Annotated in this window: 11 protein-coding genes; 4 read left to right on the forward strand and 7 right to left on the reverse strand. The window is 69.2% G+C overall.

Annotation, left to right across the window (positions count from 1 at the left end):
* Positions 1-84: 84 nt before the first annotated feature.
* The 4 genes from ACFV6H_RS31625 to ACFV6H_RS31640 form a co-directional block, all read right to left on the reverse strand.
* A complete protein-coding gene (locus ACFV6H_RS31625; RefSeq protein ID WP_384790203.1) occupies positions 85-213 on the reverse strand; it encodes a SapB/AmfS family lanthipeptide in 129 nt (42 codons plus the stop codon).
* 4 nt (positions 214-217) lie between these two features.
* Positions 218-2,920 carry a class III lanthionine synthetase LanKC gene (gene lanKC, locus ACFV6H_RS31630; protein WP_385549145.1) on the reverse strand — a complete coding sequence of 901 codons (2,703 nt, stop codon included), beginning with the start codon at positions 2,918-2,920 and terminating at the stop codon, positions 218-220.
* Positions 2,921-3,146: 226 nt separating this feature from the next.
* A complete protein-coding gene (locus ACFV6H_RS31635; protein ID WP_385549148.1) occupies positions 3,147-4,895 on the reverse strand; it encodes a glycoside hydrolase family 6 protein in 1,749 nt (582 codons plus the stop codon).
* On the reverse strand, positions 4,892-6,388 hold the full coding sequence (locus tag ACFV6H_RS31640) for a cellulose binding domain-containing protein (RefSeq protein WP_385549151.1): 1,497 nt from the start codon (positions 6,386-6,388) through the stop codon (positions 4,892-4,894). Before ACFV6H_RS31640 ends, ACFV6H_RS31635 begins: the two co-directional genes overlap by 4 nt.
* Before the next feature lie 259 nt (positions 6,389-6,647).
* On the opposite strand from ACFV6H_RS31640, the gene ACFV6H_RS31645 reads away from it, so the two are divergent.
* The 3 genes from ACFV6H_RS31645 to ACFV6H_RS31655 all read left to right on the forward strand — a co-directional run bounded on the left by ACFV6H_RS31645 (position 6,648) and on the right by ACFV6H_RS31655 (position 13,169).
* Complete coding sequence (locus tag ACFV6H_RS31645; RefSeq protein WP_385549154.1) at positions 6,648-9,605, forward strand: glycoside hydrolase family 48 protein; 2,958 nt, start codon at positions 6,648-6,650, stop codon at positions 9,603-9,605.
* Between the two features lie 258 nt (positions 9,606-9,863).
* On the forward strand, positions 9,864-11,489 hold the full coding sequence (locus ACFV6H_RS31650) for a M4 family metallopeptidase (RefSeq protein ID WP_385549156.1): 1,626 nt from the start codon (positions 9,864-9,866) through the stop codon (positions 11,487-11,489).
* Between the two features lie 210 nt (positions 11,490-11,699).
* Positions 11,700-13,169 carry an MFS transporter gene (locus ACFV6H_RS31655; RefSeq protein ID WP_385549159.1) on the forward strand — a complete coding sequence of 490 codons (1,470 nt, stop codon included), beginning with the start codon at positions 11,700-11,702 and terminating at the stop codon, positions 13,167-13,169.
* 16 nt (positions 13,170-13,185) lie between these two features.
* Here ACFV6H_RS31655 and ACFV6H_RS31660 read toward each other — a convergent pair whose 3' ends face one another.
* The 3 genes from ACFV6H_RS31660 to ACFV6H_RS31670 form a co-directional block, all read right to left on the reverse strand.
* A complete protein-coding gene (locus ACFV6H_RS31660; RefSeq protein ID WP_385549162.1) occupies positions 13,186-14,379 on the reverse strand; it encodes an MFS transporter in 1,194 nt (397 codons plus the stop codon).
* A gap of 140 nt (positions 14,380-14,519) precedes the next feature.
* The gene (locus ACFV6H_RS31665; RefSeq protein ID WP_385549165.1) at positions 14,520-15,275 is read right to left on the reverse strand and encodes a hypothetical protein; all 756 of its coding nucleotides are present in this window, start codon (positions 15,273-15,275) and stop codon (positions 14,520-14,522) included.
* Complete coding sequence (locus ACFV6H_RS31670; RefSeq protein WP_385549168.1) at positions 15,259-15,846, reverse strand: RNA polymerase sigma factor; 588 nt, start codon at positions 15,844-15,846, stop codon at positions 15,259-15,261. Before ACFV6H_RS31670 ends, ACFV6H_RS31665 begins: the two co-directional genes overlap by 17 nt.
* Before the next feature lie 307 nt (positions 15,847-16,153).
* On the opposite strand from ACFV6H_RS31670, the gene ACFV6H_RS31675 reads away from it, so the two are divergent.
* Positions 16,154-16,963, forward strand: coding sequence for an SAM-dependent methyltransferase (locus ACFV6H_RS31675; RefSeq protein WP_093604675.1), 810 nt, complete (start codon positions 16,154-16,156; stop codon positions 16,961-16,963).
* Positions 16,964-17,034 lie beyond the last annotated feature (71 nt).

Below are 17,034 nucleotides of genomic sequence, written 5' to 3' on the forward strand. Positions count from 1 at the left end.
CCGGTCCGGGGCCCATCGGCGGCCCGGCAGCCGCCGGCCGGATCCCGGGCGGTGCACCGCCCGGGACCCGTGACGTCAGTGACGTCAGTTACAGGTGAAGAGGCTCAGGCTGCTGTCGCCGCAGAGCAGCAGACTCGCGCGGCTCCCGGTTTCCACATCGCCGATGGCCTCTTCCTTCGGGGTCTCCATCGACTGCAGGTCGAGAAGGGTCATGGTCCTACCTCTCATTCATGGGGACGGTGTGCTCTGTTTCGGCTCCTGGCAGGAGCCGGTTCTGGGGCCGCCGGAGCGGCGGGAGGAAGGGCAGTTGGGCCGGACGGCCGGGCGAGGCGGCGGCGAGCGCCAGCAGACAGCCCGCCGTGCCGGTCGACAGATCCATCGACAGCCGCATCATCTGCTCACCGGGAAAGGCCAGTTGGCCTCGGTACGTCATGGCGTGCCAGGACAGCGCGTCCATCTGGCGCCGTACATCCGCCGGTCCGGTGCCGGGGCCCGGAGCCGTGGTGCGGCTGAGATACAGCACCATGCCCGCGGCGCCGCGGAAGAGGCCCGGCTGCGCGTAGAAGGTGGCCTGCGCCGCCCGTACGATCTCGCCGCGCGCCCGCTCGAACGTGTCGTCCGCGCGGTGTGCGAGATAGTCGTCCAGCACCATACCGATGCCCACGCTGCCCGCCCCGAGATACGGCATGGTGCGCCATCCCTCGTCGATCTGGAGGGTGCCGCCCACGCCGTGTCTGCAGCGGGCCAGATCGCGACGGAGCGCCTCGGCCGCGAGGTCGAGCAGCGCGGTGTCGCGGGTGCGCTCATAGAGGCGGATGAAGAACAGTGCGATGCCCGACGCGCCGTACAGCAGCCCCGCGCGGGACAGCCCGGCGCCCGGCCGCGCCGGATCGCCCGACACCACGCGGGCGGCCGACTCGGCGCAGCGCAGCGCCGCGTCGTACAGCGCCGATTCACCGGACGCCGCCGCGAGATCGCTCAGCGCGAGGCCCAGCCCGGCGGCCCCGCCGTGCAGACCGGGCGGCAGGGACTCCCATGACTGACTGAGCGTCAGTTCGGTCAATTCAAGGGCGCGTTGTGTGTGACCGAGCCGGTTCAGTGTCCAGGCGAGGCCGGCCAGACCGTCGTAGAAACCGAGCGGTGTGCCCGAGGCCGGTTCCTTCGTTCTCAGCAGCAGCCACTCCTCCGCCGGAACGCACCGGCCCGCGCCGCTCTCCTCCAGCGCGTACAGCACTCCGGCCGTTCCGTGGCCGAACGACAGACCGCCGCCCGCCGTGGCGAACTGGGCGATGTCACCGGGGAAGAAGCGGTCCTCGCGGTCGGGCGACGCCGAGGCGAGGATCGCGTTCACCATGGAGTCCCGGCTCCGTGGCCAGTCGGCGGGCTCGGCCGGCAGATAGGGGCCCATGGCGCGGCTCTCGCCCGCCATGGGCCCCTCGACGGGGCCGTCTCCCGCGGCCCATGGACCGGCGGCCGTCTTCCGGTCGCCCACGGGATCGCGGAGCAACTCGGCGACGGCCTCGTCGAGGAACGCGCGCTCGACCGGGAACTGCCGCGCCACGATCTCGGCGAGATGCGCGGCCTTGGCGCGGTCGACGGTGAAGAGGCTGGTCAGAGGTATGAACAGGGCCAGCCGCAGACAGGCCAGGGCATAGCGGTCGACATCGAAGCCACGCCGGTCGGACGGTGCGACAAAGGCCGGATTGGCCACTGTCTGGCGTCCGTTGACCTCGGCGGGCGCCGCGGCCTCGAAGTCGAGCAGCACCACGGACGACTCGTCCTCGGAGACCATGATGTTGAACAGATGCAGATCGTTGAAGACCACACCGCGCCCGTGTACCGCCTCGACGGCCTCCTCCACCAGCCGGTGGATCCGCAGTGCCCAGTCGGTGTACTCGGCGAGGCGGGCCGCGTCCGGATCGGCGTCGATCAGCGGATGCCGCCGGGCGAAGAATGTGTTGAGCGGTCTGCCCTCGATGAACTGGAGCACCAGGAAGTGATGGCCGCCCAGAGTGAAGCTGTCCAGCACCTCCGGTGTGCAGGCCAGCCCCGACAGCCGTTCCAGGGCGTCCTGTTCACGCCTGAGCCGGGTGACGGCGTCGGCGCCGTCGGCGGCCAGCCCGGCGTACGGACGGGCCTCTTTGAGGACGACCTTCTCGCCGCTCCTGCTGTCGCGTGCGGCATAGACTCCGCCGCCGTTGGAGAAGTGCAGCGCCTGCTCGATCGTGTAAGGCAGGTCTGCGACGGACACGGCGTTGCGCGCTTCGAGATGCGGACGCAGAAAGGACGGCGGAGTGATCCACTCGGGAATACGGAAGACCGGTTCCCGCAGATCCGGTACGAGCCGTCCCTCCGCGTTCTCGACGGCCGGGCGGAGTTCGCCGTCGGCGTCGTAGCAGTTCCGCTGGGTGAAGCTGCCGTAGCGGAGATGGACAGGGCCTCGGCCCCAGCGCAGATCGCTGAGGATGTACGGTCCCGGCTCGCCCGCCAGCAGGGCATCCAGTTCCGCGGCGACGATCCCGCACCGCCGGTCGTCGGCCGGATACACGGTGATGAACTTCCCGCTGGCGCCGCGGTCCGCGTACTTGGCGTTGCGGGTGTGCAGCAGATAGCGGCTCGGCACGAACTTGAAGGCGATGTCGCGCGGTACGCAGTACCTCATGACGCGGTCCAGGACCGATTCGGCGTTGTCGAGACAGGCCGACACATGGATCTTCCAGCCCTGGGCCGGCAGTTGGCAGTCGACCGGACGCCAGGCCAGCCAGTCGCCGGCGCGGTGGCGCTGCCAGCCGGCGGGCGTCGGCCGGCGGGCGGCCTCGTACAGGGCCTCGTGGCCCGTGCCACCGGTGGACGGCAGCCGGTGCGGTGCGTCGTAGAAATGCCGGTCGGCATCGCAGAATACGCCGTAGCCCTTGTTCACACGCGCTCTCCTTCGGCCGGTGACACTGCCAACGGTGTCAGGCCGCAGAAGCGTGAGTAAGTCGTCGATGTCACCTCTCCGCCGTGGACTACTCACGAGTAATCGGCGCCGGTGCGGGCAGGGAAGGCCCGGACAAGGACCGGGCAGGACCGGCAAGGACCGGCGGACACTCAGGTCCGCCGGTCCCGTGGTGCCCGGTGCTTTACAGCGTGCGCTACAACGTGCTCTACAGCGCCGGGTACGCGTTCTTCAGCAGCTCCTGGAACTGCGCGGAGAACCAGTCGCCGGAGAGCGGCGCGTTGGCCAGAGCGCCCGACAGATTGTTGTTGTTGCGCGGGTTGCCGGTGTACGTCGGGTCGCACATCCGGTCGAAGCCCTTGCCCTGGTCGTTCGGGATCTCCTTGCTCGCGCCGTCGGACTCGCCCGGAGGCTTCATCCAGACGTACGCGTCGATCCCGGCGGCGGGCGCCGCCTTCGGCCGCTCACCGAGTCCGGCACCGGCCTGGTTGCACCAGTTGCCCAGGTGGATCCTGCGGTCGTAGCGCCCGCCGTCCACATAGGTGTCCACACTGGTCTGCGCGCCGGGCCCGGCAGGCCTGGCCGTACCGCCCCAGCCGTTGCGTGAGGTGTCGATCAGCATGCCGACGCCCGAGGGGAAGCCGACACGGACCGCCTCCTGGCGGAAGGCCTGCGCGAACGACTGCTCGTCGACATAGCGGTTCCAGTCCACCCACTTCGACTCACGGACCGACCTGCCGGCCACATTGTCGTTGATGGTGAAGTTGTTCTCCTTCGTCGCACCGTAGTTGGCGGTGTTGACGATGAAGCCGTGCACCTTGTCGACGGTGCTGCCCTCGGCGGTCGCGGCCTGCTTGAACATCTGTGCCGTGGCGCCGAAGTTGTCGTCCCAGCCGAGCCAGCCGTGGTGGCCCGCGTCCACATAGTTGTAGACGTTGGAGACGGCGCCCAGGTGGTTCAGGGCGTAGCCGACTCCCTTGACATAGTTGCCGTTCGCCTTCATCACATCGCACTGCGGAGTGGCGGTCGGCCGAGGCGTGACATTGGTGACCAGGTTGGGCAGCGAGTCGATCTCGACGGTCGTCACGATCCGCAGGCTCGCGTACTTGCTGTCCCCGAGGATGGCGGCGATCGGGTTGATGTACTCGGTCTTGTAACGGTCGATCTCCGTCGGGCCGAGCTCTCCGTTGGAGGCGAGCGCGGAGCAGTCACGGCCCGGCAGGTTGTAGATGACGAGCTGGACGACGAGCGGCCGTCCGGCCGCCTGCCGCAGCGCCTCGTCGAGATGGTCGCGCAGGCCCATGCCGTTGCCCACGCCCTCGATGGCCGCGATCCGGTCCAGCCAGACACCGGTGGGCTGGTTGGAGACCTTGGTGCCGCCCGGCTCGGCGGCGGCCTTCGCGGACCATTCCGGGTTCACATACACACCGGCGCCCGCGTACGGATTGTCGACCTTGGAACCGGCCGGCGGCGGAGTGGTCGGCGGATCGGTGGGCGGCGGAGTCGTGGGATCGCCGCCGCCCGGTGTGTTGCAGGTGACACCGTTGAGCTTGAAGACGGTCGGTACGGCGTTGGTGCCGGTCGCCGAGGCGTTGAAACCGAAGGACGCCGAGGCGCCGGTGGCCAGCGCGCCGTTCCAGGCCGCGTTCGCGGCGGAGACCGCGGCGCCGGTCTGGGTGATGGTCGAGTTCCAGCCCTGGGTCACCTTCTGGTTGCCGGCGAAGCTCCACTCCAGCTTCCAGGAGCTGACCGCGTCACCGGTGTTGGTCACACTGACATTGGCGGTGAAGCCGCTGTCCCAGGAGGTCTGGATCTTGTAGTCGACGGTGCAGCCGGCCGCCGCCGCGGAGGCGGGCCCGTCCAGCACGATCGCGGTGCCCGCCGCGGCGGCTATCAGGGCGCTCGCGGTGATCAGCGCCGTACGGGCGCGGCGCGGTGGAGCGGTGGTGCGGCTCATGAGAGTCCCTTCAGATGGTTACGGAGTCCGACGCCGAAATTGGTCGGCGTGCCGTTGTAATCGCTGATCAGAGAGGGTCCTGAGGAGCAGTCCCAGGTGTTCCAGGTCCACCCGAGATAGGAGGCGCCACGGCCGTCGAGCCAGGCCATGACCCGGTCGAGATAGCCGTGCGAGCAGGTGTTCTCGCCGATCTCGCCCGCCACGAACGGCACCTGGGCCGCCACCGGGGCGAGCTGTTCGTTCCAGCAGCTCTCGTTCGCGCAGACATTGAAGTTGTACGAGTGCCAGGCGGCGGCGACATTGGACGCCGGGTCCGCCGGACGGTATTTCAGCCACTGGCGCAGGTCGTTGGCGTACGCGACGCCGGGGATCAGCACCAGATTCCGGGCGCCGGTGGCCCGTACCGCGTTCAGCAGCGACTGCATGCCCGCCACCGGGAAGTCGATCCCGGGACAGGTGCCGCCGTCGCGCCAGCAGGTCCAGGCGGCGTCGATGTTGCTGGTGGCGCGGTCCGGGAACGGCTCGTTGAAGAGATCGAAGACCACCGCCTCGTCGTCCTTGAAGGTCTGGGCGACCGAGGTCCAGAAGGCCGGTGTGTACTGGGCGTTGGGCATCGGCTTCTGGCAGGTGGCGTACTCGGTGTCCGGGCAGTGGTTGTCGTTGCCCGTGTATCTGCCGTGGGACCAGTGCAGTTCGAGGACCGGCGTGATGCCGTGGGCCTCCAGCCGGTCCACGAACTGCTCGACCGCCCGGATGTAGTTCGTCCCGGCGTAGGCCGGGTTGATATGCGGCAGCCCGAGCCAGCACTCCTCGTTCAGCGGCACCCGTACGGTGTTGACCTCCCAGTCCGCGATGGCCCGCACCGAGGCGTCGTCGACCGGGCCGTCGAAGATGCCATGGCCCTGGACGCACATGAACTCGCCGCCGGAGCGGTTGACGCCGAGCATGCGCCGTACCGTCCCGTTCTCATCGACCAGCTTGTTGCCCGAGGCGCGCAGCTTCGGCGGTGCGCCGCCCGGCTCCGGCGGCGGATCGGTCGGCGGATCCGTGGGCGGATCCGTGGGATCACCCGGTCCCGGCTCTCCGTCGCAGGCGACACCGTTGAGCCGGAACGCGGTGGGCGGGGGATTGGACCCCGACCAGGAGGCGATGAATCCCGCGCCGACCGAGCCGCCGGCCGGAATCGTGCCGTTCCAGCTCTCGTTGACGACGGTCACGGTCCTGCCGGACTGTGACCACTTCCCGTTCCAGCCCTGGGTCACCTTCTGGCTGCCCGGGAAGTCGAAGGCAAGAGTCCAGTCGGTCACCGGGCTCCCGTTGTTGGTCAGCGTGACACCGCCCTGGAAGCCGCTGTCCCACTGACTGGTGACGCTGTACTCGACGGTGCAGACGGCCGCGGTTCCCGACGCGGCCGTCGGCTGGACAAGGGCGGTGCCCGCCACGGCCAGGGCCGCGGCGCAGAGCAGCGCGCCGAGGCGCGGTGGTGCTCGCATGGAGCGACTCCTCGGTGCCGATACGCCGCCTGACACGGCGTATGACTGATGGAAGCGCTCCCACTGGTTGCGTTCGACGGTAGCGCCGAAGTGGCGTGAGTCAACAGCGCGGTTGACTTCTTTTATCGACCAACTCGCTTGGACGTGCGTCTTGTTCAAACTCTTGACACCTTCCCGGTCCCGCTCGACGCTTGGGAGCGCTCCCACTGGTTCGCACTTCCGCCCCACACCCGCACCGGACCGCGAGGAGGACCACCCCATGCTCGGCTTACGAGGCTCACCGCCAGGCGCGCCACCACCGCTCGGAAGACGTCGCCGGGCGCGTGGCACCCGCCGGCTGCTGACCGCGCTGGTGGCGGCCCTGTCCCTGCCGCTCGCGCTGACCGCGGCCAACAGCACTCCCGCACACGCCGCCGCGGTCCAGTGCGGTGTCGACTACAAGACCAATGACTGGGGTTCCGGCTTCACGGCCGATCTCACGATCACCAATCGCGGTACGGACCCGATCGACGGCTGGACGCTCACCTACGCGTACACCGGCAACCAGACGCTCACCAGCGGCTGGAACGGCACCTGGACACAGTCGGGCAAGGCCGTCACCGTCAAGAACGCCGCGCACAACGCGCGGATCGCGCCCGGAGCCTCGGCGGGCGCGGGCGCCAACTTCAACTACAGCGGCACCAACACCGCGCCCACCGCCTTCGCCGTCAACGGAGTGACCTGCGCGGGCGCGCACCAGCCGCCGATCGCCGTACTGACCAGCCCGGCTCCCGGCGCGCTGTTCACCGCGGGCGGCACCATCCCGATGGCCGCCACCGCTGCCGCCGCCGACGGTGCGGGCATCACCAAGGTCGAGTTCTACAGCAACACGACACTGCTCGGCACCGACACCACCTCGCCGTACACCTTCGACTACACCAATGTGCCCGCCGGTGATCTCTCGCTGTACGCCAAGGCGTACGACGGCCAGGGCGCCTCGGCGGAGTCCACGCCGGTCGGAGTACGGGTCGCCGCGGGCCCCTCACTCGTCGCGAGCCCCACCCAGCTCGGCGTACGGCAGGGCGCGACCGGCACGTTCGGAGTGAAGCTCTCCGCCCGGCCCACCGCTCCGGTCCAGGTCACCGTGGCCCGCACCGCGGGCAACACCGCTCTCACCGTCACCGCGGGCGGCAGCCTCACCTTCACCACCGCCAACTGGGACACCGCGCAGCAGGTGACGGTCTCCGCCGCGGCCACCGGCACCGGTTCCGCGACCTTCACCGCGACCGCGCCGGGACAGACCAAGGCCGAGGTGACCGTCACCCAGCTCGCCGCGTCCGGCGGTTACGACGCCCGTTTCCTGGAGCTGTACGGCAAGATCACCGATCCGGCCGCCGGTTACTTCTCGCCCGAGGGCATCCCGTACCACTCGGTCGAGACCTTGATCGTCGAGGCTCCCGACCACGGGCATGAGACGACCTCGGAGGCGTACAGCTATCTGATCTGGCTCCAGGCCATGTACGGCAAGGTCACCGGAGACTGGAGCAGATTCAACGGTGCGTGGGACACCATGGAGCGTTACATGATCCCGACCCACGCCGACCAGCCCACCAACAGCTTCTACACCGCCTCGAAGCCTGCCACCTACGCGCCCGAGTGGGATCTGCCCTCGCAGTATCCCTCCCAGCTCAACGGTGGTGTCCCGGTGGGGAGCGACCCGATCGCGGGCGAGCTGAAGAGCGCCTACGGCACCGACGACATCTACGGTATGCACTGGATCCAGGACGTCGACAACGTCTACGGATACGGCAACGCGCCCGGCAAGTGCGAGGCGGGACCGGCCGACCAGGGCCCGTCGTACATCAACACCTTCCAGCGCGGACCGCAGGAGTCCGTCTGGGAGACCGTGCCTCAGCCGACCTGTGACGCGTTCAAGTACGGTGGCAGGAACGGCTATCTCGACCTGTTCACCGGTGACGCCTCGTACGCCAAGCAGTGGAAGTTCACCAACGCGCCCGACGCCGACGCCCGCGCCGTCCAGGCCGCCTACTGGGCCTCGGAGTGGGCCAAGGAGCAGGGCAAGGGCAGCCAGGTGGCGGCCAATGTCGCCAAGGCGGCGAAGATGGGCGACTATCTCCGCTACGCCATGTACGACAAGTACTTCAAGAAGGTGGGCGACTGTGCGGGCGAGACCGCCTGCCCGGCCGGCAGCGGCAAGAACAGCTCGCACTATCTGCTCTCCTGGTACTACGCCTGGGGCGGTGCCACCGACACCTCGGCGGGCTGGGCCTGGCGTATCGGCTCCAGCTTCGCCCATGGCGGCTACCAGAACCCGATGGCCGCGTGGGCGCTGAGCTCGTACGCGGACCTCAAGCCCAAATCGGCCACCGGCCAGCAGGACTGGAGCACCAGTCTCAAGCGGCAGATGGAGTTCTACCGCTGGCTCCAGTCCTCCGAGGGCGCCATCGCGGGCGGCGCCACCAACAGCTGGCAGGGCCGGTACGCCCAGCCGCCGGCCGGGACTCCGACCTTCTACGGCATGTACTACGACGAGGCGCCCGTCTACCACGACCCGCCGTCCAACCAGTGGTTCGGCTTCCAGGCCTGGTCCATGGAGCGCGTCGCCGAGTACTACCACCAGACCGGGGACAGCGCGGCCAAGGCGGTGCTGGACAAGTGGGTCGACTGGGCCCTGTCCGAGACCACCGTCAATCCGGACGGCACCTACCGGATCCCGTCCACTCTCCAGTGGTCCGGCAAGCCCGACACTTGGAACGCCACCACTCCCGGTGCCAACGCCGGTCTGCATGTCACTGTCGCCGACTACACCAATGACGTCGGTGTGACCGGTGCCTACGCCAAGACGCTCTCCTACTATGCGGCGAGGTCCGGCGACACCGCGGCCAGGAACACGGCCAAGGCGCTGCTCGACGGAATGTGGGACCACCACCAGGACGCCCTGGGCATCGCCGTTCCCGAAACCCGTACCGACTACAGCAGGTTCGACGATCCGGTCTATGTCCCGAGCGGCTGGACCGGCACCATGCCCAACGGCGACACGATCAACTCCGCCTCCACCTTCGACTCGATCCGGTCCTTCTACAAGAGCGATCCGGCGTGGTCGAAGGTCGAGGCGTATCTGCGAGGCGGAGCCGCGCCGAGCTTCACCTACCACCGGTTCTGGGCACAGGCGGACATCGCACTGGCCCTGGGCTCGTACTCCGATCTCTTCGAGTAGAACCTGTCCCGCCGTCCGACCGCGGAGGGTCCCGGCTGTCGCCCGCCGGGGCCCTCCGCTCCCAACTGCTCCGCCACTACGCCCGTTTGATGTCCGTATGCCGCGCTGAATTGACAACACAAGGTCAAATCCTGGTAAGCGATCTATTGCTGAGTGTCCGAACGATGTCACTCTCTGGACGGCTCGACGCGCGTTGATCACGCGACGGGCTCCCCCACAGAAGGGCCGTCCAGGCGGTCCATCACTCTTGGAGACTGAGTGAGACTCGTAGCTTCCAGCCCCCGCAAGAACACCGTTCGTGTCGCGGCCCTCGTCGCCTCCGCCGCCATGGTGGTCGTCGGCATCCAGTCGGGAACGGCCAGCGCCCAGCCCGACCTCTCGCGTGAACGCGGCGCCACCGCCGTCCTGTTCACTCCCGCCGAGCGCGTCGCGGCCATCCAGTCCGCCCAGGCGGACACCGCGAGCGAAGCCGTGTCCCTCGGACTCGGCGCGCAGGAGAAGCTGGTCGTCCGTGATGTCATCGAGGACGCCGACGGTACGGTGCACACCCGGTACGAGCGGACCTACGCGGGACTGCCCGTGCTCGGCGGCGATCTGATCGTCCACCAGGCGCCGGCCGGCGGGCGCAGCGTCACCAAGGCGACCTCGGCCCGAATAGCCGTGGCCTCCACCGATGCCCGGATCGCCTCGGCCACCGCCAAGTCCAGTGCCCTGAAGGCCGCTTCGGCGGAGAAGACCGCGAAGCCCGCGGCCGAGTCCGCGCCGCGCAAGGTGATCTGGGCCGCCACCGGCGCTCCCGTGCTCGCCTGGGAGACCGTCGTCAAGGGCGTCCAGCCGGACGGCACGCCGAGCGAGCTGCATGTCGTCACCGACGCGGCCACCGGCGAGGAGCTGTTCCGCGACGAGGCCGTCGAGACCGGCACCGGCACCGGCGCCTACAGCGGCTCCGTCACGCTCGGCACCACCAAGAGCGGCACCACGTACAACCTCACCGACGGCACGCGCGGCAGCCACAAGACGTACGACCTGAACCAGGGCACCTCGGGCACCGGCACGCTCTTCACCGACGCCGACGACATCTGGGGCGGCGGCCGGCAGAGCGCCGCCGTCGACGTGCACTACGGCGCCGCGACGACCTGGGACTTCTACAAGAACGTGCTCGGGCGCAACGGCATCAAGAACAACGGTGTCGGCTCGTACTCCCGCGTCCACTACGGCAACAACTACGTCAACGCCTTCTGGCAGGACAGCTGCTTCTGCATGACGTACGGCGACGGCTCGGGCAACACGCACCCGCTCACCTCGCTCGATGTGGCCGCCCACGAGATGAGCCACGGTGTCACGGCCGCCACGGCCGGTCTGGTCTACAGCGGCGAGTCCGGCGGTCTGAACGAGGCGACCTCCGACATCTTCGCCACGGCGGTGGAGTTCTACGCCAACAACCCGAGCGACCCGGGCGACTACCTCATCGGCGAGAAGATCAACATCAACGGCAACGGCACGCCGCTGCGCTACCAGGACAGGCCGAGCAAGGACGGCGCGTCGAAGGACTACTGGTCGTCCACGCTGGGCAATCTCGACGTCCACTACTCGTCGGGCCCGGCCAACCACTTCTACTATCTGCTCTCCGAGGGCAGCGGCGCCAAGACCATCAACGGCGTGAGCTACAACAGCCCCACGTCCGACGGCTCGACGGTCACCGGCATCGGCCGGGACAAGGCCACGCAGATCTGGTACAAGGCCCTCACCACGTATATGACGTCCTCCACCAACTACGCCAGGGCACGCACCGCCACCCTGAGCGCGGCGGGCGCGCTGTACGGCACGACCAGCCCCGAGTACAAGGCGGTCGGCGCGGCCTGGACCGCCATCAACGTCAAGTGACCTCACGCAAGTGACCCGTCTCTGACTCCGCACCGTACGGGTTCGGACAGGTGAATATCCCGCCACCGCAGCCGGTCTCTCTCCGAGGCCGGCTGTGGTGTGTCCGCCGCCCGGTGGTCCGACCAGAGCCGACGAGCTCACGGGGCATGGCCGTCCACCGGTCGGCGCGCTCCGGATGAGGGATCGGGGTCCGCGAACTAGGGTCCGATCATGGCCGGAGACGCAGCGCGGGACAGCGGAGCCGCGGCGGGCGGGCCCGTCCCGTCCGCCGCGGGCACGACGCCCGATCCACGACGCTGGAAGGCGCTCGCGGTCTGTCTGGTCGCGGGCTTCATGACGCTTCTGGACGTCTCCATCGTCAATGTCGCGCTGCCGTCCATCCGCGAAGGCCTGCACACGCCGGTCTCCGACCTCCAGTGGGTGCTGTCCGGATACGCGCTCGCCTTCGGCCTCTTCCTGATCCCGGCCGGCAGGCTGGGCGACGCCCGTGGCCGGCGCGTGGTGTTCATGGTGGGACTCGCGCTCTTCACCCTGGCGTCCGCGGCCTGCGGAGCGGCCCAGTCGAGCCTCTGGCTGGTGATCGCGCGGCTGGTGCAGGGCTTCGCCGGAGGCACGGTCACTCCGCAGATCTCCGCGCTGATCCAGCAGATGTTCTCCGGCCGTGAGCGGGGCCGGGCCTTCGGCATGTTCGGCGCGGTGGTCGGTATCTCGATGGCCGTCGGACCGCTGCTCGGCGGTCTCATCATCCAGTTCGCCGGCGCCGACGAGGGCTGGCGCTGGGTCTTCTACGTCAATCTCCCGCTGGGCGTGGTCTGTCTGCTGCTCGCCCGGCGGCTGCTGCCCGACACACCGGCGGCCGGCCGGGTCGGACTGCGCGATCTCGACCCGATCGGTGTACTGCTCCTCGGCTGCACAGTGCTGTTCCTGCTGCTGCCCTTCGTCCAGTCACAGCAGTGGCACGGCGGCGAGAAGTGGCTGCTGGTGCTCGTCGCCGCGGCCCTGTTGGCCGCCTTTGTGAAATGGGAGTCCCGGTGCCATACGGGCGGCACCCAGCCGGTGCTGAATCTGTCGCTGTTCCGTGTCCGCTCGTACTCGCTGGGATGTCTGCTGATCCTGCTCTACTTCGGCGGATTCACCGCGATCTTCTTCATCACCACGCTCTATCTCCAGAGCGGACTGCACTACTCGGCCCTGGAGGCGGGACTCGCCATCACGCCCTTCGCCCTCGGCTCCGCCGTGGCGGCCGGTATCGGCGGCCGACTTGTCAGCCGCTTCGGCCGGCCGCTGGTCCTGATCGGACTGATCACGGTGGCCGTGGGGCTCGCGGCCACCGCGTCCGCCGTGCATCTCGTGCCGGGCCATGCCGCGGGCTGGGTGATGGCGGCGCCGCTGCTCGTGGCCGGTCTGGGCAGCGGCCTTGTCATCACGCCGAATCAGACGCTGACGCTCGCCGAGGTACCGGTGGCCATGGCGGGCACGGCGGGCGGCACTCTCCAGACCGGGCAGCGTGTGGGCTCGGCGATCGGTATCGCCGCCGTGGGCTCGGTCTTCTTCGCCCAGGTGGAGCCCGAGGGCTGGCCGACGGCGTACGACCATGGGCTGGTCGTGTCGGTGGCGTTCGTGGTCGCGGCACTGCTGGTCGCGGTGGCCGATGTGGTCGCGAGCCACCGGGCGTCCTGAGCGCGCGCGGCTCCCGTCAGCCTTCCGGCGGCGGCCTGCGCTGGAGATGGAGTCCGACGGCGGCCGACAGCACCACCACACACGCCGTGAAGACCAGCCCCGCGTTCTTCAGCCCCAGCCGGAGCGCCAGCGCCCCGACGGCTACCACCGGCACGGAGATCCCCAGATAGGCCACGACGAAGTAGGCCGAGATGGTGCCTCCCCGGTGTTCCGGCGGCGCAGCCCCGCTGACCGCGGCCATACCGGCGCGGAAGGCGAGGCCCTGGCCGAGTCCGCCGCAGAGCGCGCCCAGCACGAGCAGCGGCAGCGACTCCGCCGCCAGCGACGCGCCCACCAGCAGGAGACCGAGCACCAGGAAGAGACAGCCGCTCGGCAGCGCCCGGCCGACCCCGATCCTCCCGAGCAGCGCCTGTCCGGCCGTGGAGGCCAGGAACACCGAGAAGACGACCGCGCCCGACACGGCCAGATTGCGCTCGCCGAGCGTCTGGGAGAGAAAGGCCGGTGCCACCGCCAGGAACACTCCCAGCAGCGCGAAGCCGACGAAGGCAGCGAGTGCCGACGGTACGAACACTCCGCGCACCTCGGGCGGCACCGTCAGCCCCTGCGGTCTGAGCCGTGGCCACCGTACCGGGTGCCCGACGGTCTCCGGGAGGAACCAGGTCAGTACGCATGCCACCGCCACCAGCGCGAGATTCACCAGGAAGGGCAGCCGCAGCGGCCAGGGCGCGTACTGGGCGAGCAGCCCGGACAGCAGCGGACCGCAGCCCAGACCGGCCATGCCGGCCGCGGTGGCGACGAAGGCCGCCCGTGCCTCGTGGCCCGGCGCGGCCAGTTCCAGCACGGTCGCGGTGGCGGTGCCGCTGAACAGCCCGGCGGCGAAGCCCGACAGCAGCCGGCCGGTGAACAGCAGCGGCAGACCGCCTTCGAAGAGGAAGCAGAGGGCACTGGCGGCGGAGAGCCCGAGGGCGATCAGCAGTACCGGCCGGCGTCCCGCCTCGTCGGAGTAGTTGCCCGCCAGCAGCAGCGTGGTGATCACTCCGATGGCGTAGACGGCGAAGACCACCGTGACCATCAGCTCGGAGAAGCCGAGCTGCTCCCGGTAGAGCCCGTACAGCGGCGTGGGCAGAGTCGTACCGGCCATGCCGATGGCGAACACCACCGCGGCGGCCGGACAGGCGAGCCGCCGCGTTCCGTGCGTGCGAACGATCATGCAAGCCACCGTACGAGCCGACGGGCGCGGACGCCGCTCCCGCGACCGTCCTCGACCGCCCTCAAGGGGCCATTCGCCTGACGGCCGGACCGCACGGATCGTACGGTCGTCCCTCCGCGTCTCTTCGTGCCTCGTCGCCGCTATCCGGTGCCGGGCGCGCGGCCTCGGCCACGACAGCCGCTGCCACGGGCCGGATCGCGGGTCAGATCATGGGTCAGACTGACGTCCGGCTGGGGCACTTCGCCGAAGTCCTCGTCCGCGCTGTCGACACGGAGGCGGTTGATGACCGCTTCCAGCGGCGCCGGCAGCGTGGGATGGCGGCCACGGTGGCACTGGCTGAGCAGATTGTGCCGGACCGTCTCGGGCAGCAGCGAGGAGAGCGTGGGCGGCGCCGTCGTCCTGCGGCCGGGCCGGGCCGGCCCGCGCGACTGACCGCGCCAGTACGCCGCGTCCCGGAACTCGGCCCGCTGCTGATGGGCGAGGAAGAGACAGAAGGCCGCGGTCCTGTTCCCGCCGCCGGCCGCGAACTGCCACCAGAACTGCGCCGCGTCCCGATGGCCGGTCAGATGCAGCAGGGCCGCGAAGACGACGGCGCCCTCCGGATCGATCTGGTCATGGTCGACCAGCCGGGTCAGACTGGCCGACGCCTCGGGAGCGTTGAGGATCAGGGCCACGGCGAGATTGAGATCCTGGGCGGCCTGTTCATGGGCGGAGGGATGGTGCCGGGGCGGTGCGCCCGCACCGGTCGGACATGCCTGCTTCTCCGTCGCGCACCGGGCGGCGACCCGGGCGCGGGCCGCCTCCGTGTCGTAGTCGTCGTACGTGTCGGTGAGCACTTCGGCGTTCTCCAGCAGCACCTCTACGGGGCTGGACGCCGGTTCATCGGCGCGGTGCACGGTCCATGGTCTCCGTCTCGGTCTCCCGTATGTCCAGTTCCCTGGCCAGCCGCCGTCGGGCGTGCCGTACATGGGAGCGGACCGTGGCGACCTCGATCCCCATGTACTCGGCGACCTCCTCGTCCGGGACCTGGAGGACATAGCGCAGCACCACGACATCGTACTGCCGCTCCGGAAGCCGTGAGATCGCCGTATACAGCCCGATCTCGCCCTCCAGCACGGCGAATTGATCGCATGTCTCGGGCAGGAGCAGTTTGCGGATCGCGGCCTGGAAGGCGGCGGTGTCGGCCAACAGCGGCTCGGGAGCGCCGTGTTCGTCCAGCCATCGCGCCACCTCCTCCTTCAGTACGGCCCAGGCGTACTGCGGTACCGATTCCCTGGAAAGGACATACTGCCAATGCCCGAGCAGCCGTGCACAGGCCGCGTCCACCACCTGCTCGGCGGCGGCCTTGCTGCCGACCTGGGTATGGGCGTAGCGCAGCCAGAGTGTGTGGTGGTGTGTGTCGAAGGCGTCGAATGTCAACGCCAGCCGCCGCTGCGGCCGGTCGGGGATCTCTAGATCGACCTGCACGGACGCCCCGTTCCCTGGACACCGCGCCGCTCCAGGGCAGAGGGCGTCGGCGCGAGAGGTGTGGTCCTCTCTCACTGGTCAGCCAACCGGAAGGGTGCCCTCACTGTACGGAACACCTCTGGGTCTTTTCGCTGATAGTCATCATATGATTACTCGGCCTTGGAGTCAGGTTACTTGGCCCATTTGGTTTCTTCTCTCCCACCAGGCCCGCTGGTAACCGGAGTTGGAGTATCTCGTACGGTTGTCCGTATGCGGTGGTGGGCAGCCACTGACAGTCAACCGGCAACGAGAGCAGGGGGTCGCGACGGTGGGGGACAACAGCGCGGTGGATCTGGAGCTGGACCGGGCGCATTCGGCGCGTATGTACGACTATTACCTGGGCGGTACGACCAACTTTCCCGCCGACCGCGAGGCCGCGGCCCGCGCCATGACGGCCTTTCCTTCCATCCTGGCCACGGCCCGTATCAACCGGCGCTTCATGAACCGCTCCGTACGCTTCCTCGCCCGGAACGGTATGCGCCAGTTCCTGGACATCGGCACGGGCATTCCCACTTCGCCGAACCTCCATGAGGTGGCCCAGCGGGAGGACCCGACGGCGCATGTGGTCTATACGGACAACGATCCCATCGTGCTGGCCCATGCCCGCGCGCTGCTCCACAGCCATCCCGCCGGACGCACGGCGTACGCCCATGCCGATGTCACCTCGCCACAGGCCCTGTTGGCCGCCGAGGAGATCCGGTCGACGCTGGACTTCACCCAGCCCATCGCGCTCAGCCTCAACGCGCTGCTCCACTTCGTGACCGACGAGCACGGCGCCCATGACATCGTCGAAATTCTCAAGGACGCGCTGCCGTCGGGCAGTACGCTCGCGATCGCCCATGTCACGGCCGAGTTCGATCCCGAGGGCATAGCCCGGCTGACGGCCGCCTACCGCGCGTCGGGCAATCCCGGACAGGCGCGCACCCGCGAGGAGATAGCCCGTTTCTTCAGCGGCTGGGAGCTGCTGGACCCAGGGATCACGCCCTCGCACGAGTGGCGCCCGGATCCCGACGAGCACGCGGAGAACGTCACTCTCAAGGAAGCGGCCTGCTACGTCGGTGTGGCACGCAAGCCCTGACCGGCTTCGATCGGCCTTGACCGGCGCTGACCGGTCCTGAACGCCGAAGCGGCCGGTGCCCTCGGGCGAGG

Source organism: Streptomyces sp. NPDC059743, assembly GCF_042732975.1.
GTDB lineage: Bacteria > Actinomycetota > Actinomycetes > Streptomycetales > Streptomycetaceae > Streptomyces.

What these genes read in the sequence shown, in the direction of transcription:
- ACFV6H_RS31625 (WP_384790203.1), bottom strand. Translation starts at nt 213, where the DNA reads ATGACCCTTCTCGACCTGCAGTCGATGGAGACCCCGAAGGAAGAGGCC.
- ACFV6H_RS31635 (WP_385549148.1), bottom strand. Translation starts at nt 4,895, where the DNA reads ATGAGCCGCACCACCGCTCCACCGCGCCGCGCCCGTACGGCGCTGATC.
- ACFV6H_RS31640 (WP_385549151.1), bottom strand. Translation starts at nt 6,388, where the DNA reads ATGCGAGCACCACCGCGCCTCGGCGCGCTGCTCTGCGCCGCGGCCCTG.
- ACFV6H_RS31645 (WP_385549154.1), top strand. Translation starts at nt 6,648, where the DNA reads ATGCTCGGCTTACGAGGCTCACCGCCAGGCGCGCCACCACCGCTCGGA.
- ACFV6H_RS31655 (WP_385549159.1), top strand. Translation starts at nt 11,700, where the DNA reads ATGGCCGGAGACGCAGCGCGGGACAGCGGAGCCGCGGCGGGCGGGCCC.
- ACFV6H_RS31660 (WP_385549162.1), bottom strand. Translation starts at nt 14,379, where the DNA reads ATGATCGTTCGCACGCACGGAACGCGGCGGCTCGCCTGTCCGGCCGCC.